Source organism: Mucilaginibacter sp. CAU 1740 (genome assembly GCF_039839285.1).
GTDB lineage: Bacteria > Bacteroidota > Bacteroidia > Sphingobacteriales > Sphingobacteriaceae > Mucilaginibacter.
Map to the genome: position 1 here is coordinate 64,105 of NZ_JBDOQS010000006.1, position 22,336 is coordinate 86,440.

Annotated in this window: 19 protein-coding genes and 1 riboswitch; of the genes, 6 read left to right on the forward strand and 13 right to left on the reverse strand. The window is 44.0% G+C overall.

Annotated features, from left to right (window positions below):
- Positions 1 to 19: 19 nt before the first annotated feature.
- Positions 20 to 1,261, forward strand: a complete 1,242-nt coding sequence (locus AAFN85_RS14475) for a TlpA disulfide reductase family protein (protein WP_347528155.1) — start codon at positions 20 to 22, stop codon at positions 1,259 to 1,261.
- Between the two features lie 267 nt (positions 1,262 to 1,528).
- On the opposite strand, the gene AAFN85_RS14480 is transcribed toward AAFN85_RS14475, so the two are convergent.
- From AAFN85_RS14480 to AAFN85_RS14540, 13 genes are all read right to left on the reverse strand, one after another.
- Entirely contained in the window at positions 1,529 to 2,248 is a 720-nt protein-coding gene (locus AAFN85_RS14480; RefSeq protein ID WP_347528156.1) for an ABC transporter ATP-binding protein, read from the reverse strand.
- 1 nt (position 2,249) lies between these two features.
- The gene (locus tag AAFN85_RS14485; protein ID WP_347528157.1) at positions 2,250 to 3,725 is read right to left on the reverse strand and encodes a DUF5687 family protein; all 1,476 of its coding nucleotides are present in this window, start codon (positions 3,723 to 3,725) and stop codon (positions 2,250 to 2,252) included.
- Positions 3,726 to 3,788: 63 nt separating this feature from the next.
- Positions 3,789 to 5,069, reverse strand: a complete 1,281-nt coding sequence (locus tag AAFN85_RS14490) for a replication-associated recombination protein A (protein WP_347528159.1) — start codon at positions 5,067 to 5,069, stop codon at positions 3,789 to 3,791.
- Positions 5,070 to 5,471: 402 nt separating this feature from the next.
- Positions 5,472 to 6,539 (reverse strand): SGNH/GDSL hydrolase family protein, encoded by a 1,068-nt coding sequence (locus tag AAFN85_RS14495; protein ID WP_347528160.1) that lies wholly within the window; start codon positions 6,537 to 6,539, stop codon positions 5,472 to 5,474.
- Positions 6,540 to 6,805: 266 nt separating this feature from the next.
- On the reverse strand, positions 6,806 to 7,960 hold the full coding sequence (locus AAFN85_RS14500) for a DUF6515 family protein (RefSeq protein ID WP_347528161.1): 1,155 nt from the start codon (positions 7,958 to 7,960) through the stop codon (positions 6,806 to 6,808).
- 149 nt (positions 7,961 to 8,109) lie between these two features.
- Positions 8,110 to 8,682, reverse strand: coding sequence for a thiamine diphosphokinase (locus AAFN85_RS14505; protein WP_347528162.1), 573 nt, complete (start codon positions 8,680 to 8,682; stop codon positions 8,110 to 8,112).
- 313 nt (positions 8,683 to 8,995) lie between these two features.
- The gene (locus AAFN85_RS14510; RefSeq protein ID WP_347528164.1) at positions 8,996 to 9,607 is read right to left on the reverse strand and encodes a thiamine phosphate synthase; all 612 of its coding nucleotides are present in this window, start codon (positions 9,605 to 9,607) and stop codon (positions 8,996 to 8,998) included.
- Positions 9,608 to 9,695: 88 nt separating this feature from the next.
- On the reverse strand, positions 9,696 to 11,366 hold the full coding sequence (gene pafA / locus AAFN85_RS14515; protein ID WP_347528166.1) for an alkaline phosphatase PafA: 1,671 nt from the start codon (positions 11,364 to 11,366) through the stop codon (positions 9,696 to 9,698).
- Between the two features lie 326 nt (positions 11,367 to 11,692).
- A complete protein-coding gene (locus tag AAFN85_RS14520; protein WP_347528167.1) occupies positions 11,693 to 12,775 on the reverse strand; it encodes an acyl-CoA dehydrogenase in 1,083 nt (360 codons plus the stop codon).
- A gap of 20 nt (positions 12,776 to 12,795) precedes the next feature.
- Complete coding sequence (locus AAFN85_RS14525; RefSeq protein WP_347528168.1) at positions 12,796 to 13,425, reverse strand: hypothetical protein; 630 nt, start codon at positions 13,423 to 13,425, stop codon at positions 12,796 to 12,798.
- On the reverse strand, positions 13,415 to 13,921 hold the full coding sequence (locus AAFN85_RS14530) for a sigma-70 family RNA polymerase sigma factor (RefSeq protein WP_347528169.1): 507 nt from the start codon (positions 13,919 to 13,921) through the stop codon (positions 13,415 to 13,417). The genes AAFN85_RS14525 and AAFN85_RS14530 overlap by 11 nt, the downstream gene beginning before the upstream one ends.
- Positions 13,922 to 14,443: 522 nt before the next feature.
- Positions 14,444 to 15,079, reverse strand: coding sequence for a nicotinamide riboside transporter PnuC (gene pnuC, locus AAFN85_RS14535; protein ID WP_347528171.1), 636 nt, complete (start codon positions 15,077 to 15,079; stop codon positions 14,444 to 14,446).
- Between the two features lie 52 nt (positions 15,080 to 15,131).
- Complete coding sequence (locus AAFN85_RS14540; protein ID WP_347528172.1) at positions 15,132 to 17,582, reverse strand: TonB-dependent receptor; 2,451 nt, start codon at positions 17,580 to 17,582, stop codon at positions 15,132 to 15,134.
- Positions 17,583 to 17,643: 61 nt separating this feature from the next.
- Positions 17,644 to 17,767, reverse strand: a riboswitch (TPP riboswitch).
- Between the two features lie 405 nt (positions 17,768 to 18,172).
- Between AAFN85_RS14540 and aspS the strand changes: the two genes are divergently transcribed.
- The 5 genes from aspS (at position 18,173) to AAFN85_RS14565 (ending at position 22,176) form a co-directional block, all read left to right on the forward strand.
- Positions 18,173 to 19,918 carry an aspartate--tRNA ligase gene (gene aspS, locus AAFN85_RS14545; RefSeq protein WP_347528173.1) on the forward strand — a complete coding sequence of 582 codons (1,746 nt, stop codon included), beginning with the start codon at positions 18,173 to 18,175 and terminating at the stop codon, positions 19,916 to 19,918.
- Positions 19,919 to 19,984: 66 nt separating this feature from the next.
- Positions 19,985 to 20,446, forward strand: coding sequence for an FKBP-type peptidyl-prolyl cis-trans isomerase (locus AAFN85_RS14550; RefSeq protein WP_347528174.1), 462 nt, complete (start codon positions 19,985 to 19,987; stop codon positions 20,444 to 20,446).
- Between the two features lie 81 nt (positions 20,447 to 20,527).
- On the forward strand, positions 20,528 to 20,995 hold the full coding sequence (locus AAFN85_RS14555) for an FKBP-type peptidyl-prolyl cis-trans isomerase (RefSeq protein WP_347528176.1): 468 nt from the start codon (positions 20,528 to 20,530) through the stop codon (positions 20,993 to 20,995).
- A gap of 8 nt (positions 20,996 to 21,003) precedes the next feature.
- Positions 21,004 to 21,468 carry an FKBP-type peptidyl-prolyl cis-trans isomerase gene (locus AAFN85_RS14560; RefSeq protein WP_347528177.1) on the forward strand — a complete coding sequence of 155 codons (465 nt, stop codon included), beginning with the start codon at positions 21,004 to 21,006 and terminating at the stop codon, positions 21,466 to 21,468.
- 108 nt (positions 21,469 to 21,576) lie between these two features.
- Positions 21,577 to 22,176: a tRNA-(ms[2]io[6]A)-hydroxylase gene (locus AAFN85_RS14565; RefSeq protein WP_347528178.1), complete on the forward strand. Its 600-nt coding sequence runs from the start codon at positions 21,577 to 21,579 to the stop codon at positions 22,174 to 22,176.
- Positions 22,177 to 22,336: the final 160 nt, after the last annotated feature.

The window sequence follows — 22,336 nt, forward strand, 5'->3', positions numbered from 1 at the left end:
GTAGACTATATATTTAAGTATGACTTTCAAAAATATCGCGGCTGGTATTTGCGGCCTGCTATTGCTGCAAACCAGCTTTGCCCAAACCAAGCTCAAAACGGGTGTGTGGCGCGGCGCGCTCAAAACCAAATCGGGCACCGAAATTCCTTTCAACTTTGATGTAACCAATAGCGGTGGCAAACAACAACTCGCCATTATCAACAGTACCGAACGTTTTAAAGTAACCGATGTAGTTACTAAAGGCGATTCTGTTTTTATCCATATGCCCTTGTTCAACTCCGAATTTAAGCTAAAACTTAATGGTGAAAATCTAAGCGGCAATTGGGTAAGGCATTTGGCCGATAACGATCTGCTGATTGAATTTAATGCTACCCCTAATACCCCATGGCGCTTTTTTAAAGATGCTGAGAAGCCGGCTGCAAATATAACCGGCCGCTGGTCGGCAGTGTTTGGAGAAGGGGCAAGTGCCGATACTACTGTCGGCGAGTTTAAGCAAACCGGCAATAAGCTTACAGGCACATTCTTAACCACTACAGGTGATTATCGTTTTTTAGAAGGATCGGTTAGTGGCAATAAACTCTACTTATCCACCTTTGATGGCGGCCACGCTTATACTTTTACTGCTACCATTAATGATGACAAAACGATAACTGATGGCAAGTTTTACGCCGGCTATTCGGCAATAGAAGGATGGAAAGCCGTAAAAGATGAAAACGCTAAACTACCCGATGCGTATTCACTCACTTCATTAAAACCCGGTTACAAGAAAATAGCCTTCAGCTTTAAAGATCTGGAGGGCAAAACGGTATCATTAGATGACGCGCGTTTTAAAAACAAGGTAGTTATTGTGCAGATATTAGGTTCATGGTGCCCAAACTGCATGGACGAAACCGGCTACATGGTTAACTACTATAAAAAATACCATAATAAAGGCGTTGAAGTAATTGGCCTCGCTTATGAGCGCACTACTGATTTTGAAAAATCAAAAAAAGCCCTGCAACAGGTAAAAGACAGGTTTAATGTAACCTACCCGCTACTGGTAACCGGCTACACCAGCGATAAAAAGCAAACCGCCGAGAGCCTGCCGATGTTGGCAAAGGTGGTTGGTTTCCCTACAACTATCATCATTGATAAAAACGGCGATGTGCAAAAAATTCACACCGGCTTTAGCGGCCCTGGCACAGGTGAGCATTACACGGAATTCACTCACGAATTTGAAAAGCTGACGGATGATCTATTGGCTACTACTACTGCCCCATAAGTAGAATACCCCCGTTAATAACTACATGTCATTGCGAGTAATAAAAGCTGAGGCCTCTGAAGGAGTATATGACATTTGGCGGGCAGGCCTGTCACTCTGAGCTTGTCGAAGAGTCGAGCGCAGAGGCCTACCCACCATGCTTCGACAGGCTCAGCATGACCCACTTCTTAATTATGTCATGGGTAGGAACGAAGCAATCGCACGGAAGCAAATCCACCCTGTATAGTATGCGATCGCTTCGTGTCTCGCAATGACATGTGTTGAAAGTTAACTTCCCGTTTCAGGTGAAGCCATCACCCCAAAATACTCTTCCAACTCCTTCAAAGTCGATGAATTAGTGGCAATATCCTTAATAATAACCCCTTTTTCCATCAGCAAGATCCTGTCGCACACATCAGTTATGTGGTTAAGGTCATGACTTGATACTATGGTGGTTACGCCTTTATTTTTATTCAGATCTTTAAGCAGGTTTTTGAGCCTGAACTGGGTGCTTGGGTCTATGTTTGCAAAAGGCTCATCCAGCATCAGCAGTTGAGGGTTTTGTAGCAAGCAGGCTGCTACACCAACTTTGCATTGGTTACCTTTGGATAGATCGCGGATATATTTGCCTTTTTTGATGATCTCGCCATTAAAAAAGTCTGTGAGGCCTGCCAGCACTTCATCTACATGGGCGCGATTGTAATTATGCAAGCCGCCGATGAAGTAAAAATACTCTTCGGGGGTGAGGTAATCTATAAGGAAACCTTCGTCGAGGTAGGCGGCGGTGTAATCCTTCCATTTTTCATTTCCGGCAACTACTTCACCGTTCGAGATGATCTCACCGCTTTCGGCCCTGATCAGGTCAAGCACCATGCGAAACAGCGTGGTTTTGCCCGCACCGTTGTTACCTACCAGGCCAACGCTTTCGCCTTTATTTATTTGTACCGAGGGTACGTTTACAACAGTAACACCGTTGTAAATTTTTTTGATGTTTCTTACTTCGATCATGTTATTTGTTTCTGAAGCCTTCGGCAATGGTGTATCGTTTTTGCATAAAATCCGCTTCCAGCTTTTTGATCCAGAAATCGCGGGTTAAAATAAATATGATGCCTATGGCGGCAAGGATACCTAAACCTATATCGGCATGTTTAAACAGCGAAAAGGGCAGGTAAATAATATAAGGCGTTATAATAAGCGGGAACGAAAGCAGCATTTGTGTAGCGCCCACGCCCTCCCAGTTAAAGGAGGCACCTTTAGTCAAATCAATTCGTTTGGCATTTCTGTTGGCAAAAAACAGCACAATGGTTGTGTTAATACCTATGTTCCAGAGGTACATTACAAAATGGACTAGCACTATTCTCCAGCCAAAATAAGCGTAGGGTATAGTAAGGATAAAAGCTACTGTTGATACCATGGTAAACAACAAATATTTAGCTTTTAAAAAATCGGCAAAATTGATTTTGGTTACCAGCAAACCATCAAAATGTGCCGCCTGCCAACTGTACATGAATTGCCCGTAACTGATAATGAAAATACCGGTCATGAACATCCCCACAAAAATATACCAGTTTTGCCCGTACTGCGAATTGGTATAAAATATCAATCCATAAAACATAAAAAACAACCCCATTACCAGGGCCGACCGTGGCCGTTTGTTACGGAATATCAGCTTTAGCTCGTTAGCTACCAGGTCGCCTACACGGCCAAAGCGGCTTAGCGGCGGGAAGTCGGTACTGCTTTTATAGGCCGATGCCTTGCGTGAACTTAGTTCTTCGAGGTACAGGTTTTGTTTTAGGTAGGCGAAGTTGATATAATACATTACCGCGGCCAGTATCACAGGCACCAACACCAATACCGGGTTAGTAATGAGGTGCCCAAAATACAGGTATGAAATATTACGGACCGAATAGAAGTGAAACCGGAAATCGCCTGCTATGATAAGGATCAAAGCGGCGGCAAACCCCAGAAAAATCCAGCCATTAAGGTTAGCCTTGCGCTTAATAAACAATGAAAAATAGTTGTTAAAAAGCATTAACGCCACTATAGCCACAATAAACGCTATGCCGGTTATCGCGCCCGAATCGGCAATGATCACCTTTAAAATAAAGGGTACAAACAGCACTATAGGCCATAGGTTAAAAAATGATAGCATGGCCGTGAAAGCGAGATAGCCAACAACGGTGTTGCGCTTTACCGGCAGGTGCAAATAAGGCTGTACCTTCAAGGTTGGTAATTCCTGTAATTGAAGGCGCATCAATAAATCGAACAAAAAGTAAATGAGGATTATGCCACAAAAAGATACGGTGACATCCTCGTGTTTAAAAACTCCCTCCAGAATATCATTCAAAAACAAACCAGCCAGAAGCACACAGCCAAACAGGTAAAGGATCATTAAACCCATTACTACACGTATAGCAATACTTTTACCTGTATTTTTTGATCGCCAAAAGGCTTTTAGTTCATGCGAAATGAAGGTAGAGATCATAGATATATTGGTTAAGGTTTCTGCATACTTGTGTTTAAGTATGCACCGTAGCGTGGGCGTAAATTAGTATTTATACCTGTCGCCCCAAAGCTTTCTTAACTTTTCTTTTGATTCGTTTTCGCGCGCGTTGTTACCGGGATCGTAAATTTTTGTTCCGCGCAGGGCATCGGGCAAAAAATCCAGGTCGGTAAAGTTGCCTTCGTAGCTATGGGCGTATTTATAATCTTTACCGTAACCAATGTTTTTCATGAATTTGGTTGGGGCATTGCGCAGGTGCAAAGGCACGGGCAGGTCGCCGGTTTGCCTTACCAAAGCTATAGCAGCACCAATGGCCGTAGTGGCCGAGTTGCTTTTAGGCGATGTGGCCAAATAAATTGCCGTTTGCGATAGGATCAATTGCGACTCGGGCATGCCGATCTTGTTCACGGCTTCGAAACAGCTTTGCGCCAGTAGTAAAGCGTTGGGATTGGCATTGCCAATATCTTCCGAAGCAAGGATCAGCATGCGTCGGGCGATGAATAATGGATCCTCACCACCTACTATCATCCTGGCCAGCCAGTAAACTGCCCCGTTAGGATCAGAACCACGCATAGATTTGATAAAGGCCGAAATGATATCATAATGCTGTTCGCCGGTTTTATCATACAGGGCCATGTTTTGCTGAACATGTTCCAGCACAATTTCGTTGGTAAGCACCACCTCTTTTTGATCAAATGCGTTTACCAGCAGTTCGAAAATATTGAGGAGCTTGCGGGCATCTCCACCTGATAGGCGTAACAGCGCTTCATATTCTTGTATAGTGATGGTTTTCTGCTGCAATACCTCATCTTCCTTCATCGCCTTATTTAGCAGATCGATGAGATCCTGCTCGGCCAAGGGCTGCAATATATAAACCTGCGCACGGGAAAGGAGAGCCGAGATCACCTCGAAAGAGGGGTTTTCGGTAGTAGCACCTATCAGCGTAACAATACCCCGTTCAACAGCACCTAATAGTGAATCCTGTTGTGATTTGGAGAAACGGTGGATCTCGTCAATAAACAAAATAGGCAATATGCCGCCTTGTGCTTTTATGAGGGATGCTTTTTCAATTACCTCCCGCACATCTTTTACGCCTGAGTTAATAGCGCTCAAAGCAAAGAATGGCCTGAACAGCGACTGCGAAATGATATAAGCCAAAGTAGTTTTACCCACCCCTGGCGGCCCCCAGAAAATCATTGATGGCAAAGCTCCCGATTCGATGGCTTTACGCAATACCGCTCCCTGCCCCACCAAATGTTTTTGCCCTACATAATCATCCAATGATTTGGGGCGCATGCGTTCGGCTAATGGCGGCAGATTGTTCATAAATGTAAAATTCAGAAAAGAAAACGCTAAATCCTAAAAAAATTAGCAGAATTGAGAATTATGAAATCGAGTTCAGACGAGTGAGCGCGTATGCCCGCTAAAAAAATATAAAAGTCGTCATTGCGAGTAAGTAAAAGCTGAGGCATCTGAAGGAGATATGACATTTGCGGGCAGGCCTGTCACTCTGAGCTTGTCGAAGAGTCGCGCGCAGAGGCTCTGCTCACCATGCTTCGACAAGCTCAGCATGACACCTATTTTAAACTTGTCATTGCGAGGTACGAAGCAATCGCGAACTGTACAGGGGGATTTGCATAGCCCCTCGGCTTCATGTGCGATTGCTTCGTACCTCGCAATGACGATCGGGGATTAAGCCACTTTGCACGGAAGTGATGAATTAGCCATCTACCAACCCTTCAACCTTTTAATATAAGCCGTAAGTTCATCAGCTATCAACTCATCTTCGGCCAGATCGGGGTGGGTGCCGCAACCATTCGAATATCTCCTCGAAAAAAAGTATTTGGATACCTTACCATCTCCCTTGCTGTTTTCAAAGGTGGTAATAGCAGTAAGATATCGCTTCAAAACCGGCGTAAGTTTCTCGTCTGCCATCGGGCTAGTAAGGCATACGATATCCGCATCAGGATATTTAGATCGAAGGGTATCGATAAACTTAACATACGCGCTGCAAAACAAAGTTGAATCCTGAACGCCATCATTTTGTCCAAGGCAGATGGTTACCACATCAGGCCGGTACCGTTTAAAATCCCAGTTTAGCGAATCGTTACGGAGATAGAGTTTATCGTAGACCTGCGGCATCACTACTTTCATATCGCAGCAACTATGTACCAGGCCAATTCCGGCTACCGAGGTAAGTTGCCAGTCGGCATCAAGGTTGCGGGCGGTTCGGGCGCCGTAGGTCATGTAGGCGTTATGCTGATCGTACCATTCGCCTTTGTCGCAGGGTATTTCTGACAGGTCCATCCCTGCGCCGCTGGTTATGGAATCGCCATAGTATTCAATTTTATGTTTAGATTGATGTTTAATGGGAAGCAGCTGCGCACAGCGGATGCCTGCAAACTCAATGTATCCGATGTGCGTTTCGGTGTCTTTGCAGATTAGCAATGTATTAGCACCGTCGTTAAGCAGGCTATCCGGAATAGTGATAATATTTGTTTTGCCGGTGGTTTTAATGCGATAAGGCTTTTTATCGTTTACCACAACTTCAAGGTAATTGTGGCTTTTGCCGTACATCACCTCATCATTAACCAATACCTCGCATTGTTTGCCTTTAAACCGTACCTCCATATAAGCCCCGGCCGTCCAAACGCGTGGCGCATCTGGGTTTGTCATTTCAAAACGGCCAATATATCTTATCAACTGATCGCTTGCCGGAAATAGTTTTAGCGGTTTGCTTTGGGCTGATACAATGCTGCTGATGAATAAGAATAGCAGGTATAAATGGTATTTCATGGTGCAATAAAATTAACCATTAACGTGGCTGTGTTCTAATACTTTTATAGCATAAAAATGATTGAACACGAATTTCACGAATTAGATCGAATGGACTCGAATACATGTTATTTAAAATTCGTTCATTAATTAGTTATAAACCTCTGCGCTTTTCATTCGTGAAATTCGTTTAAATCCTCACCGCCGCGCTAATCAATCCGTGTAGAAATAAAAAAGGCTGCCTCTTTACAGAAGCAGCCTTAGCACTTATTTTGAATTTTTATTAATTACTGTTGGTTAGGGTTTTGATCGCTATCGCCAACGTTGTTATCTTCAGGATCGTCGGATGGGGTGCCTACAATTTTGTAAACTTTGTTTCCGTTATCCTGAGTTTCCTGGTAGTAGAAACCATCCGGAGATACAAACAGCTTTTCGCCGTTTATTTTGATCTTCCTGCAATCGGCTGGCAAATCTTTAACGATGTCGCCAATTTGTGGGCCCTGATCATAATCACCATTGCCACCCTGATCTGTATTTAACTGACCGTCTTTACCGGCAATTACATAAACCTGAGTTCCGTCGTCTTTAGTATATGGCTGATAGTAAACACCATTCAACTCATAATACTGTTCGCCATTGATGGTGATCGACTCGGCACCCGAAGGCAGGTTTTTAATTTCGGCACCTACCGGTGGTTCAACCACGGTGTATTGGTCATTGTACTGACGGTAGTATAAGCCATCAGAATAGTAGTATTGATAATCGCCCCACCAAAAAGGATAGTAGCCATAAGGTAAATAACCAATGCTAAAACCTAAACGTGGGTAATAGTTTGACCAGTAATAGTTACGGTATGGGTAATAAAAGTGGTTGCCAAAGTAACCGCCACGGCCACCATAATGACCACCGTAACCATAAGTGCCAGGATAAACCCTGCGGCCACCGTAAACAGAACTGTTACCACGGTAAAAAGTACCACGACCGCCATTATAAGAGCGCCTATCTACAGAAGAATAACCGTTACGTGCGCCAACACCACCATATACTGTACGGCCTGTGCTACCATAACTACGTTGTGGTGCAACTGATGAAGGGTTAGGCCTGATACCATAGCTGCTACGGCCACCGTATTGACCCGATGAAGGGCTAACAGAGTTACCAATGCTGCCACGCGGACTGGCACCATAACTACGTGAAGGAGGTGCTATAGCCTGACCGCCGCCAACTGATTGTGAAGGGCGTGAAAAACTACCACCAGAAGGACGGGAAAAACCGCCGCCTCCGCCACTACTACCTCCGGATGGACGCGAGCCGCCACCGCCGCCGCCTCCACCACCGCCACGAGATCCACCACCGCGTTGTGCATCAGCGTTGAATGCTAAGGATAAGCTCAACAAGCCCCCCAAAGCAATTGTTAACAGATTTTTATATGTCCTTTTCATGATGAAAGATTTTTTAACTGATCAGCTGGTAATTTTTGCTGATATAAATATATAGACTATTAAATGTTTAAACGGTTTAACGCGTTTTTAATTATTTTTTATTCAAAAAGCGAACCAATATTATCAGTACGTATGGTTTGCGTGTTTCGCTACTCAATATCCTCAGCAACAAACAAAAAAGCTTGTTCAAATTGTAGGGTAAAGAAACCATCGCCGGTGGTTTTATACCTGTTGCCGCCAATGGCTTCAAGTCCGTTTGTTTCTAAACCTACTGGTTCGGATAGTAATTCAATGAACTCGTTCGCGGGTTTCCATTTGCTGAAACCGGAACTAACCGGGTAGATCTTCAGTTTGCCTTTAAACACCACCAGGTTTATCTTGTCGGCATATAACTCGAAATCACCTAATTCAAAATCGTCAACAACTACATTTACTGATGGATAGCCATTTTGAACCAGGTATTTTAAAGCTGATGATGTAACACTATCATCGCTAACCGGCATCAGTTTTACATCTGATTGCAGATCGGCTGTTGAGGCATCACCTATTATCCAATCTACCTTTATTCCCAGCACATTCAGCTTCTCGGCAGTATCTACAGTGCAAATAACCGTAGGGCTCCATTCCAGCAGTTGTCCCAGCATCTCCTCATCAAAAGTATCTATACTTAAAACCAGTAAAGCAGGCTCCTGTTTTTCGCGAACTATATGATGTGATGACATTGCTAATGTAGATTGCCGAGATGAATATTGAATGAAAATATAAATATGAGGTTTTTATTGATAAGAGGAGGCGCGTGGATGTTTTATGACGGTAGGATTTGAAAAGATTCCTTAGCGAAAACATCCGCCTACCCATTACAAGTAAAAAAACGTTGTCATCCTGAGCGATAGCGAAGGATCTTCTTCGATAAGCATGGCCGCTATACAGAGCGAAGAAGATGCTTCGTACCTCAGCATGACAAATGGGAAAATGTCATATTACCTACAGATGCCTCAGGTTTTATTATTCGCAGTGGCGATAGGGTATTGGCTACTAATACAGTATCCTATAAAACTCCTTAACCTTCTCGCCCGGATCGGCGGCAAGGTTTATAACTGATGATACCGCTATGCCATCAACCCCGGTTTGCAGCAAACGTTCCACCTCGTTGGGTTGGATGCTCCCAGTAGCTATCAGCGGGGTATCTGCCGAAAACTCACCTAAACGTGCATAATCGGTACCACTGATGGTATAATCGATCCCTCCGGCCAAAGAGGTGCCGAGCGTAAAATAATCGATCACATTAAAATCCTTTAGCTTCAATAACTCGCCGGTGTTGATAATGGATGTGCCAAGGGTTTTATCAGGGCCTATTACTTTGCGGATGGTTGGCAGGTCGGCATCGATATCGTCTATATGTACGCCCTGCGCGTCAACACGGTCAATCAGGTCGTAATGATTTGCTATGATGAGGGTAGCGCCCCAGTCGTCGCAAATTTCGGCTATCTCGTTTATCTCGTCAATCAGTTCATCTTCGGGCTTGGTCATGCAGTGATATTGCACCCAGTTGGCACCCGCGTTGCAAGCTATTTGTACCTGCTGTACATGGCTGCGGCCCGGCATATCCTGTGTGATGTAATGAAATTTGGAGATATATTTTTTCATTGTATTTAGCCTGAAATAAAAAAGTCCCGGGTTAGGAGTAGGCGTATGCCAACCTTAAACCCAGGACTTTATACGAAAAGTATAGAAATTAGTTCTTCAAAACTTCGCTGATGGTTTTACCAACGTTTCCGTCAGGTGCCTGGATATGAAGCAGTGATGCTACAGTAGGCGCAATATCCGTCATGTGTGTTTGGCGGGTTAAGCTTCCGTGCTTAATGCCCCATCCCATAAATACCAACGGAATGTGCGTATCATAAGGGCTCCAGGTGCCATGTGTAGTACCTGTTGCGCCATGGCCGGAATACCAGCCCGGTTTTAATACAATCTGGATCACACCGCTATGCTCGGCATTATAGCCGTTAATAATGCGGATACGCAGCTCTTCGGGAATGGTTACCGGGTTTACCCTTTGCATGTCAACAGCATATTCAACAGCTGGTGTTTTTTGCAGGTATTGGATACAATCGGCTTTGATAGCATCTTCGCTGATGCCCGCTTTTTTAATGGCGATATTATTGAGGTTTACCTGGTAGTTATCCATGCTGATAACCAGGTTATTTATCTTGTATTTATCATTAAGCAGGGCATTCATTTCCTTTTGAGTGGCGGCATCGTCCCAGATACCCGCAGGCACGTTATGATCTTTCAGGAAATTGGCATTATGGGCCGCACCATGGTCGGCACTTAAAAATACCGAGTAGTTGCCTTTGCCTAAAGTAGCATCAAGGTAGTTGAAGAATGAAGCCAGGTCGCGGTCAAGTCTCAGGTAAGTATCTTCAATTTCAACAGAGTTTGGGCCAAACTGGTGACCGATATAATCTGTTGATGAAAGACTTACAGCTAAAAAGTCGGTAACTGTGTTTTTGCCTAATTGCTCGCCTTCAACAGCAGCTTTGGCCAAATCTAAGGTCATGGAGTTACCATAAGGGGTAGAGCGGATCATGCCCATGCGGCCTTTATAAAGTTCGGAAGTTTTAACCGGCATGGTTGGTGCTTCGGTACCTGCAAATTTACCTTCATATTTAGGGCTGTTATCGGTAGCGCTTTGCAGGTAAGTGTTAACAGGGTAAAGCGTATTCCAATCCTGTTTTAAATATTTTTCGGGGATCTTTTGATCGTTGAATTTGGTAATCCAGGCTGGCAGGCCGGTCATGTAATAAGTACTGGTGATCCAGTTGCCGCTGGCATCATCAAACCAGTAAGCCGCGTTGGCGGTATGGCCTGCAGGCAGGATGCCCCCACGATCTTTCAACGCTATACCGATAACTTTTGAACGGAAGTTGGTAGCCAGCCTCAACTCATCTGTAACAGTAGTAACCAGCAAATTACGCGGCGACATCTGGCCCGCTTTTGAAGTGCTGCCAACAGCTACAACAGTGCTATCATCAGTACAATACATTGATTTTCCGGTAGCCTGAACAATAAAGTCATTACCCGCAATACCGTGAATAGATGGCACCGAACCAGTGTAGATACAGGTATGGCCCGCGGCCGTTACCGTAGGGATATAATCGATATTGGTGTTTTCGCAAGTAAAGCCTTCATTAAGCATCCGTTTAAAACCGCCAGCCTGGTAACGATCATAATAGCGGTACAGGTAATCCCAGCGCATTTGATCAACCACCAAACCAACAACCAGTTTAGGGCGTGGTACTGATGCTGATGCCGGGGCGGCAGGTGTTACAGTTTTCTTTTTTTGTGCCGATACCGAAACGGTAGCCAGGGAGAGGGAAACGAACAGCAGATGTTTAAACTTCATCGCGAAAAATAGTTTTTGATCCGGCAAATATCAGCAAATCAATTAAGATGCAATATGATGTTTTTGTTAACTATGGGGATTGTTACAAAGGGCGGCAGATTAATCTGCCGCGGGTTTAGCGATAGCGTAACCCGTGGTTTAAAATTACTTAAGTCTCTGACTTAAGTAACCAAAAGCAACACCAGATCGGATGAACTACTCGCCATTGGTCAAGCTATCGTTAAGTCCGTTGCAAATGGATCGATTGGGGTTAAGTCAGAGACTTAACCTGTTTTTCCCACGGGTTACGCTATCGCTAAACCCGCGGTAGTTAATTTTTAGAGACGCTAAAACGTAAGCAACGAATGCTGCCCGGCCGTATGCATATCCCTCCAAACCTGGTTGATTTCCGTATCCGGATTAGCTGCCGATAAACCGCAATACGTATAAAGCTTATCTACACTATCGCGGGATACTTTGGCCAGTTTGCGGCTCGTTACACTCACCTGATCCAATCCGTTATCATCAGTCGATTCAAATTTCGCCCAGCTATTATCCACAGCCTTATAAAACTCAGCCCGCACCTCATTCAATAAAACAGTCTGCTCGGCTAATAACTGTTTAATGAATTTTTTCTGCGGATCGGTTAATCTCGGGTTGCTCATCCGCTCTTCAAAAGCTGGTCCGCATAGGTCAAGAAAATGCACGGCAAGGCCGGATAGGTTCGCGGCTAATGTTGCTTCGGCCAGTTGTAAAAAGGGATAGCGATATAGTGGTTCGTTTACCACGGTGTATTCCGGATCTATTTTGAAGCAACGATTTTTATCTACATAGAGGTCTTTAACTTCGTACGCATCGCTGCCCGTTGCCATCATGCCTACATATTTCCAGGCAGAGAACAGTGTTACATCTTTCCTGTCGAAAACGAAGGGCAATATCAATGGCTCACCAGCATCGTTCAATACTGTTTCATCGCCGTTTTTGATGATGCAATTTGCGGTGATATGTGTGGCGTGATGCGCACCGCTGGCATATTTCCAGGTACCATTAATAGTGTAGCCATCGCCGGTAATGGTTGCTGTACCTGTTGAGGCTCCACTTCCCGCAAAACATAATTGCGGGTTGGTCATGATCTCCGCGGCAAATCCGGCATTTAAAAATCCACCAAACCAGGCAGCACCTGCGCAAAGGGTTACTACCCAACCAAGGCTACCGTTGGCCCAGGCCAGGCTTTCTTCCAACCGCACCATTTGTGGCAGATCAAGTTGTAAGCCCGAATACGCCTTTGGCACTAAGAATTTGAACCAGCCTTGCTCGTAAATGAGTTCCAGTTGAGACGGCTGCAGCTTCCCTGCCTTTTCAGCTTCGGGGACGACTTTGCGTATAGTATCAACCCATTCGGATTTTAAGTTTTGTGATGGATGCATCATTTGTGTAGTTAAAAACGGTCTCAGCTTTCATCGCCCAGATCGTTAATGATCATTTTAAGCTCATCAATATGTTTACCATAAAGCGAGCGGATATAATATTCATGGATACCATAAGTTAACCCTATGGTAGCGATGGATGTGAAGATCATCCACCATAATCCTCCCTGCGACAGGAAAGCATCAGAAGTAAGTACCTGCAAAACGTACTTCGAAAAATCGCGACTGCAAAACAACGCACCTATAAGTAGTATGGCCAACGGCGTTACGCAAAAGTTATAGGTTTTGTAGATCTCGGAATTGAGTTCCAGCTCGTAGGTTATTTTGCGGATGCTTTCGCGGATGTTAAAATCGTACCTCGCTATCGATCTGTAAAAAGCATAAAAGCGGATGTAATAATAAGTATTAAGCGTAAATATGGTAAAAAAGAGGATCACCGCTATATTAAAAAAGAACGATGATTGTTGGTGGGCTATCAGATACCATAGCAAAACCGGGTAAGCGAGGATACTGGCAATAAATTCGGACTTCATGTTTTTCCGCACTTTATCAATCACCGAATTGGTTTTACCTAAGACTTGAGTGTTATCGGGAAGGTGCATGCCTTGCGGCTCATCGCTGTTCCAGGCATCTTTTAAATCGTCAATGTTCATAACTTAATGTATTTACAATTTCTTTCAATTTTGTTTTAACACGGTTAAGCCTCACACGCACATTTACAGGCGAAATACCCAGGTTGGCAGCGATATCGTCATACGGCTGGTTTTCCATGTAGAGGAAAATTAACGCCTTTTCAACTTTGTTGAGCTGCTGTACCGCCCGGTAAAACAGGGCCAGTTGCTCTTCTTTTTCATTGGCATTGCCAGGTTCATCGGGATGTTCAAAGCCTTCGGGCATCTGCTCACTGTCGGGCCTGCGTTTTTGTTTTTTGAAAAACACAATGGCCGTATTTAACGCCACGCGGTACATCCACGAGCTGAATTTACTTTCGCCCTTAAACGAACCGAAGCCCCGCCAAAGCTGAAGTATCATTTCCTGCAGCAGGTCATCGCGGTCTGCCGGATTGTCCATATAAATGCGGCAGATCTTGAACAGGATCCCTTTGTTCTGGTTGATCAGCTGCATGAAATGGCTCTCGTTGGTATTCACCTTAATTGTGTTATTGGTTGCTTAACATACAATAGGTATCAGTTATGAAAATATGTTACAAATTATTTGAGCTGAAAGCGAAAAGCCGAAGGCTTAAAGCTTTTCTGCATCGCTTCGGTTGTTGGTAATGCTGACAGTATTTTGTCAGTGTTCAATTTTTGAAAAATGGGTGTTCATTGTTTTGATCTCCCATATTGCAATCTATTGATTATCAATACACACCTGTTCAAAATGATCTAAATTAAATTTTGATGGTTTTGTAAAATGTTGATTATTAGTAGTGTTCATTTTTCAAAAAATGCAGGGTGTTTACACTTTTAAAAATTGAACACCTGATAGTAAAAACATCGCTTAATTGAAAGGAGGCACCTACGGAGCCAGGACCCCGATACGTTTTACTGCTACAAACATGGTACTCCTACGGAGTTTTGCATATTATAAAATTCTAAACTCCGTAGGAGTACCATGTTTATAGAAAATGTTAAACAGGCTTTTGGATCCGTAGGTGCCTCCTGATTGTTGTTACGTTTCTCTAACTACTAACCTCTCTCGCTCAACCTGTTTCTTCCACTCAAAATACCCCCATATCGCCACAATGAAAAGGAAAACAGTCAGCATAGCAAACAGAGGCAGCTTTTTGTAAAACATCAACGGTACGTTGAAAAAGTTAGAAATATTCAGAAAGATCCAGTTCTCCATTTTGCGGCGGGCCAGCAGCCACATACCTGCCCAGGCGGTTGATGATACCAAAGCATCCCAGCCCGGAACATTTGATGGGGTGAAATATTTAGCAGGCAGGTTTTTGATGAGGAAGTAAAATACCACCCAACCTACAATACTTATGGTTAAACTGATGATCCACTCATTTTTGGTAGAGTAGCTGATTTTTACCGGAGGCTCATTACGTTTTTTTATCCAATAGATCCAGCCGTAAAAGCTCATTACAATGTAGTAGCCGTTCAGTACCGATTCGGCATACAGATGAACTTCCATCAGCAGGAATATGGATATTGCGGTACCCAGTATTCCTGCCGGGTACAGCAATATATTATTAACGCGGGCCAACAGTACTTCGGTAACACCCAGTGCAACGGCAAGCCATTGTACCCAGGTAGTTTCCTTTATTTGTTCTAAGAACAGGTCGAGCCAGTGTTGCATATCAAAATTTAAATTCGTGAAATTCGATCCAATTCGTAAAAATTAGTGCTCATTAAAATCCTAAACTTAACGAGGCCATAAAGTTGCGTGGTGCCTGCGGGAAGTAGTAGTTATAGTTAACAATGCTTCCACCTTCAATATCCGGATAGGTAGCGCCATTGCTTTCATACTTCTCGCTGAAGATATTATTAACCTGCAAGCCAACAGTTATGTTTTTAACCGAACGAACGCTGAAGCTATACCTCAACCTTACATCGTTTACAAAAAAGCTGTTCAGCATGCGGTTAGCAGCATAAGGGTTAGCGGCGCTTTCGGGAGTAACGTTAAAGCCTGCAGGGTTACGGTTCATGGTGTTATCCAGGTATTGCTTACTAACATATTTGCTCAGGAAAGCGATCTCGCCGCCTTTGATAGGGCTATAGCTGATGGTACTTGAGCCTGTTAGTGATGGTGAATAAGCAATATCGGTTTTAGCTAACACCTCTTCAACTCGTTTTTCGTCACCGTTCTTGAAAAATTGGTGATAGTCCTTAATCTTGTTGGTGCTCCAGGTAGCGGTTAATCCCCAGTTTAGCTGACTGGTGATCTTTACCTTTCCGCTAAACTCCAAACCTGCGCGGTAGCTATCCTTAACGTTGGTGCGCACGGCGCTGCCAACATCATTCAACGCGCCGGTTAATACCAGCTGGTTTTTATACAGCATATAAAAGGCGTTCAACTCTCCGCTGAAAACAGATGAGTTAAAGCGATAGCCCGCTTCAAAATCTTTTAGATTTTCGGCCTTAGGGCGGTTTTGCGGCGGCGACTGCACATAGTCGTCGCGATTAGGCTCATGGTTGCCTACCGCGAACGAAGCATACACATTGCTATGATCGTTAAATTGATAGGTAACACCGGCTTTGGGATTGAAGAAATTTAACTGTGCCTTTTGCTGCGCATCTTGCAGATATTGGTCGATACCATAAAACGTATAATTAATATGGCGGTACTGCATATCGGCATAAAGCAAAAATTTATCTAAGTGCCACTCCGCACGGGCAAAAATGTTAAAATCCTTCTTTTTAGCATCATTATTATAATACTCATAGTTAGGGCCTACGCCAATACTGTTTTCGCTGTAAATGATGTTGCCATAGTGCCCGCCCCTGTATTCGTTGTATGCACCGCCTAAATTAAAATTCAGTTTATTGGTTGGCTGATATTTTAAGGCATAAGTAACGCCATAAAAATTGTTGTTAAGCCATTGGCGACGTACGATGTTAGAGGTTGATAGGGTATCTTTGCCATAAATAACCGGACTTAAGCCATAATTGCTTACGCTGTCACTTTTAACGTATTCTTCATAATAACCTTCGCCATGGGTGTAATGTAAGGCTCCGCTAAAGGATAGTTTATCTGAAAACTTTTTGTCGTATAGTAATTGATAGTGGTTTTGCAGGTAATCATCAACCTGGTCTTTGTAATAGGCGTTGTTGCCCATATCGCCCAGTTCGTTATAGGTGCGGTTATCCGGGCGGGTGTCATCGCCAATTACATAATCGGCAACGCCATTCCAGGCCTGGTAGGTACGTTCGTGCCCCGAAAATATGTTTACTCTTAAAGTACTGTTATCGCCATAATAAGCGCCGCTCACAAAAAATGATTTCAGGCGTGATGATGCACGGGCGATATACCCATCAGAACGGATCCTCGACAAACGGCCATCTAAACTAAACCTGCCGCCAAGCAAACCTGTACCTGCACTTACAGTATTTTTTAATGAACCATATGAGCCTGCCGAGTTATCCAATTGCGTATAAGCCGTATCCCTGCGCGTAGCGGTTTGCACGTTGATACTACCGCCAAAGGCACCAGCGCCATTGGTTGAAGTACCCACACCTCGCTGAATTTGAAGGTTATTGATAGATGATGCAAAATCGGGCAGATCGACAAAGAACGCGCCCTGACTTTCGGCATCATTTAGCGGGATACCGTTAACCGTAACGTTGATCCTCGACGCGTCAGATCCGCGGATGCGGATCCCTGTATAGCCAATACCTGTACCACCATCAGAGCTGATCACAACCGATGGTGTTTGGTTTAGCAAATAAGGCAGGTCCTGGCCGAAGTTGTTTTTCTCCAGGTCTTTTTTGCTGAGGTTGGTAAAGGCTGTTGGTGAGTTTTTACCTGCACGGGTGGCGGTGATGGTAACCTCATCGGTAGTTAAAGCGCCGGGGCTTAAGGTAAAGTTGAGTGTTTGATCGGCACCTAAAGCAGTGGTTTTGGTTAAAGATTGATAACCGATGTAACTAACCCTTAGCGTATAGTTACCGTTTTTTAAATTGCTGAAAATGTACTTACCGGCAGCATCGGTAACCGTGTTTTGTTGCGGATTTAAAATAGTGATGGTAGCGCCGGGCAGTGCTTCGCCGGCTTGGTTGGTAACCTTTCCCGAAATGGAAAGTTGGGCCGATGCCATAACAGGCAACAGCAGGGCCATTACGGCCACAAATAAATTTTTCAAAATGCGTTAAAACAAAATTGAGTTAAACCATCTGTACGCCAGGGTAAAGCGACAGTACACTTAACTTATTTACCTTTATCCCTACGCCGGCATTATCCGGATCAGGTGCAACCACCCGGTTCTTTTTAGCGAACCTGGTGATATGGGTATGATCTCAGCCTGTCTTTCAGTTTGGTAAAACAACCTGCAGTTTGTTTTGCAACCAAAGCAAGGCACCCCTTGAGAATTGTATTGAGGGCAAATATAGGTTTTGATTTGGGATTTATAAGAAATAATGCTGTTTTTGATTAATTTGCTATTAAAACACGTATAAGATTGTTATGCTCGCAAAGTCGCTAAGACGCAAAGCTTGTCTTTCTTTTTTGGTGCATTCGCGTCTTAAACCTCTTCACCCAACCACAAAAAAACTTAGCACTTCAGAATCTTTGCACGAAATAGTCCAATTGAAATATTTCTAATCCATCAATGAAAAAAGCGCTTTTTACGCTCTCTATTGGCTTTTAAATTAACATGTTACTAAATTCGAAATCGAAAATCCGAAATCCGAAATCAAAAACTTACTTTAGCAAACTTTTTTATAAAACATTGTTATGCTTAGAACTCATACCTGCGGCGAATTAAATATCAGCCATTTAGGCCAAACCGTTACTTTATGCGGTTGGGTACAAAAATCGCGCGATTTGGGCGGTACTACATTTATCGACGTGCGCGACCGTTATGGTTTAACCCAATTGATATTTAACACCGATACTGATGCCCAGCTGCGCGAAAAAAGCCGCGAGCTTGGTCGTGAGTTTGTGATCAAGGTAACCGGTAATGTAATTGAGCGTACCAGTAAAAACACTAAGATCCCTACCGGCGAGATTGAGATTGTTGTTACCGAGATAGATGTATTGAACGCGGCTAAATTGCCTCCGTTCCTGATCGAGGATGAAACCGATGGTGGCGAAGAACTTCGTGCCAAATACCGTTACCTCGACCTACGTCGTAACCCTATCCGCAGCAACCTGGTTCTTCGCCACAAAATGGCGCAGGAGGTGCGTAAATATTTAGATGCCCTGAACTTTATCGAGGTTGAAACCCCGGTACTGATCAAATCAACTCCCGAAGGCGCGCGCGACTTTGTGGTGCCAAGCCGCATGAACGCGGGCGAGTTTTACGCCCTGCCGCAATCGCCCCAAACATTTAAACAATTACTGATGGTGAGCGGTTTCGACCGTTACTTCCAGATCGTTAAATGTTTTAGGGATGAGGACTTACGTGCTGACCGTCAGCCGGAGTTTACCCAGATTGACTGCGAGCTATCATTTGTTGAGCAGGAAGATATTCTGAACATTTTTGAAGGCCTTACCCGCCACCTGTTCAAAACCGTAAAAGGTATTGACCTGGGTGAGTTGCCGCGCATGCTGTACGCTGATGCGGCGCGTTTATACGGATCAGACAAACCTGATCTGCGTTTCGGGATGGAGTTTGTTGAACTGAATGACATTGTTAAAGGTAAAGGTTTCAGCATTTTTGATGATGCCGAATTGGTAGTTGGTATCAATGCAAAAGGCTGCGCAAGCTATACCCGCAAGCAAATTGATGAGCTTGTCGTGTGGTTAAAACGCCCGCAAATTGATGTAACCGGCATGATCTACTGCCGTTACAACGAGGATGGTACGCTGAAATCATCGGTAGATAAATTTTATAATGAAGATGAACTAACCAACTGGGCAGCTGCATTCAACGCCGAAAAAGGCGATTTGATGCTGATTTTGGCTGGTGGTACAGATAAAGTACGTAAACAACTGAACGAGCTGCGCCTGGAAATGGGTAACCGTTTAGGCCTGCGCGATAAAGATACTTTCGCTCCACTTTGGGTGGTTGACTTCCCATTATTAGAGTGGGATGAAGAAAGCAGCCGTTACCATGCCATGCACCATCCATTCACTTCTCCAAAACCTGAAGATATTGCCCTGTTAGATACCGAACCGGGAGCTGTACGCGCCAATGCTTATGATTTGGTGATCAACGGTACCGAAATTGGTGGTGGTTCAATCCGGATCCATGACCGTGCTTTGCAGGCGTTGATGTTCAAGCACCTTGGTTTCTCGCCAGAGGAAGCACAAAAACAATTTGGCTTCCTGATGGATGCATTCGAGTATGGCGCACCTCCACATGGTGGTATCGCTTTCGGTTTCGATCGTTTGGCATCAATCTTTGCCGGTCTGGATTCTATCCGTGATGTGATCGCTTTCCCTAAAAACAATTCGGGCCGCGATGTGATGATCGATTCACCGTCAACCATTGCCGAAGCACAGATGACCGAGTTGAAAATTAAAACAACGGTTTAAATTTAAACCATAAAATAAACTGAGCCCTCTTTATTTTTAAAGGGGGCTTTTATTTGGATACCCATCATGAAAAAGTATCTTTTATTATTAGCTATGGCTGTTATCGCTTTAACGGCATGCAACAATGCCGCTAAGCTAAACCATGAAAAGCAAGCCGGAATTGACGATTCATTGATCCGCGTTTACCTTAAGGCCAATCCGCGGATTAAAGCACAAAAACATCCATCGGGTATTTATTACCAAATTTTATCTGAAGGCAAAGGTGGGCATCCAACCGAAAACTCGATAGTGACTGTAAACTACAGCGCGGCACTGTTAAATGATATGGTTGTTGATAAAGGCGAGGGCTACTCAACCGCGTTAAACAGCCTCATAAAAGGCTGGCAGATAGGAGTTCCGCTGGTAAAACAGGGTGGAACGATATTGCTTATCGTACCATCGGCACTGGCATACGGTGCCAGCGGCCCCGATCGTGTGCCTGCAAATTCGGTTTTGGTATTTACTATCGATTTAACAGATTTTAAATAAAATCATCAAAACAATACATTGTTTGTAGCGTTTACCTGCTTTTAACCGTCAGGTTGATTAGCATACATAACTATTAACTAAATGAAGAAATTCTTATTATTCGTTTTCGCACCGCTGGTGCTCCTCACTTCATGTTCAAAAGACAAGTTTGATGCCGAAAAGCAGGCAGCTGCAGATGATGCCGCAATCAAAGCCTACATCGGTACTGATGCCGCGTATCACGCCACTGCCGACGGCTCGGGTGTTTATTACAAAATAGTAACACAAGGTACAGGCGCAAACCCAGCTATTACATCAACCGTTAAAGTAACCTACACAGGAAAATTACTTGATGGTACTTCTTTTGATTCAGGAACTATTACAAAACCCCTTAGCGGACTTATAGCAGGTTGGAAATCGGGCTTACCATATATCAAAACTGGCGGTCGTATTATTCTGGTAATTCCGTCAAGGGAGGGATACGGTAACGTGGCGCAAAATGGCATCCCTAAAAATTCGGTTTTGGTATTTACAATTGATCTGCTTAGTTTTACTGACACCGCCAATTAACCCTAAAAATGAAAAGAAACCTTTTGTTATTGCTGTTTGCTCCATTGCTAATGCTATCGTCGTGCTTTAAAGATAAAGCTGCCGATCCGCAACAGGTGGTTTTAAATGAAGACGGCAATATCAAAAACTATCTGGCTGCCCATCCCGAAATTACGGCTACCAAAGATACATCGGGTGTTTATTACCAGATCATTGCTGCCGGTTCGGGCACGCATTCTGGCCCTAATGCTACCGTGACTATCGATTATACGGGGCAGTTGTTTAGCGGCGTTACTTTTGGCCAGCCTGATTATAAAGGTAAATTATCCGAGCTATTGAAGAGCTGGCAAATCGGCATCCCGCTGATAGCTGCTGGTGGGGAGATCTTAATTATTGCACCATCACGTTATGCCTACGGGCAAGCTGGCACCAGCCAGGTGCCACCGAACTCAACGGTGATATTTGATATCAAGCTCAAAAAAATAGAACAATAAAACAAAGGCCATCCCAAAAAGATGGCCTTTGTTATTAAATACCCGCTCCAAAAAATACCTTTCGCCTTTAACCTTTCAGCTTTCGCCTCCATAAAGTATCTTTGCAATGTGAGCGAGAAAACCATCCTTAAACTGCAACTACCTACCGATCCTCTTTGGGTTAAAAATGTGGTAGAAAGCAATATTGAAGAAATATTGACCGACCATGCTTTTTGTGAACAAAAAGCCGCCAGCAATGCCATTACCCTCATTGTTCAAAACCCAAACCTGAGCGAGTTGGTGCAGGAAATGGCTTTATTGGTGCAGGAGGAAATGGACCACTTTAAACGCGTACACGATATTATACTGGAGCGCGGCTATATTTTGGGTAAGGAACGTAAGGACAATTACGTGAACGAGCTCCGTAAGTTTATTATTATAGGCGGAGGCCGTGAGGCGCAGCTGATTGACAGGTTGCTGTTTTCGGCCATGATAGAAGCCCGTAGCTGCGAGCGTTTTAAAGTACTTTCAGAAAATATTAACGATACAAAACTGGCCGAATTTTATCACGAACTGATGATTAGCGAGGCCACACACTATTCGATGTTCATCCGCCTGGCAAAAAAATATGCCGAAGGAATTGACGTTGATGCAAGGTGGAAGCAGTTTTTAGAATACGAAGCCATGGTGATCCAGAACTATGGTAAAGGGGAGACGATACATGGGTAATTTAAAGTCTTAAGTTCTTAGTCGAAAGTCTTAAGTCGCGAATGTTATTTTTGACTTCCGACTCCTAACTTCTGACTCCCGACTTAAAACTCGTCCATACAAAACCTTAAATTACCGATACCCCCTTTTATTGCTGTAACATAATGCGTTATTTTACATA

Excerpts from the sequence above, each read along its gene's own strand:
- AAFN85_RS14475 (WP_347528155.1), top strand. The coding sequence starts at position 20 with ATGACTTTCAAAAATATCGCGGCTGGTATTTGCGGCCTGCTATTGCTG.
- AAFN85_RS14480 (WP_347528156.1), bottom strand. The coding sequence starts at position 2,248 with ATGATCGAAGTAAGAAACATCAAAAAAATTTACAACGGTGTTACTGTT.
- AAFN85_RS14485 (WP_347528157.1), bottom strand. The coding sequence starts at position 3,725 with ATGATCTCTACCTTCATTTCGCATGAACTAAAAGCCTTTTGGCGATCA.
- AAFN85_RS14490 (WP_347528159.1), bottom strand. The coding sequence starts at position 5,069 with ATGAACAATCTGCCGCCATTAGCCGAACGCATGCGCCCCAAATCATTG.
- AAFN85_RS14495 (WP_347528160.1), bottom strand. The coding sequence starts at position 6,539 with ATGAAATACCATTTATACCTGCTATTCTTATTCATCAGCAGCATTGTA.
- AAFN85_RS14500 (WP_347528161.1), bottom strand. The coding sequence starts at position 7,960 with ATGAAAAGGACATATAAAAATCTGTTAACAATTGCTTTGGGGGGCTTG.
- AAFN85_RS14505 (WP_347528162.1), bottom strand. The coding sequence starts at position 8,682 with ATGTCATCACATCATATAGTTCGCGAAAAACAGGAGCCTGCTTTACTG.
- AAFN85_RS14510 (WP_347528164.1), bottom strand. The coding sequence starts at position 9,607 with ATGAAAAAATATATCTCCAAATTTCATTACATCACACAGGATATGCCG.
- pafA (WP_347528166.1), bottom strand. The coding sequence starts at position 11,366 with ATGAAGTTTAAACATCTGCTGTTCGTTTCCCTCTCCCTGGCTACCGTT.
- AAFN85_RS14520 (WP_347528167.1), bottom strand. The coding sequence starts at position 12,775 with ATGATGCATCCATCACAAAACTTAAAATCCGAATGGGTTGATACTATA.
- AAFN85_RS14525 (WP_347528168.1), bottom strand. The coding sequence starts at position 13,425 with ATGAACATTGACGATTTAAAAGATGCCTGGAACAGCGATGAGCCGCAA.
- pnuC (WP_347528171.1), bottom strand. The coding sequence starts at position 15,079 with ATGCAACACTGGCTCGACCTGTTCTTAGAACAAATAAAGGAAACTACC.
- aspS (WP_347528173.1), top strand. The coding sequence starts at position 18,173 with ATGCTTAGAACTCATACCTGCGGCGAATTAAATATCAGCCATTTAGGC.
- AAFN85_RS14550 (WP_347528174.1), top strand. The coding sequence starts at position 19,985 with ATGAAAAAGTATCTTTTATTATTAGCTATGGCTGTTATCGCTTTAACG.
- AAFN85_RS14555 (WP_347528176.1), top strand. The coding sequence starts at position 20,528 with ATGAAGAAATTCTTATTATTCGTTTTCGCACCGCTGGTGCTCCTCACT.
- AAFN85_RS14560 (WP_347528177.1), top strand. The coding sequence starts at position 21,004 with ATGAAAAGAAACCTTTTGTTATTGCTGTTTGCTCCATTGCTAATGCTA.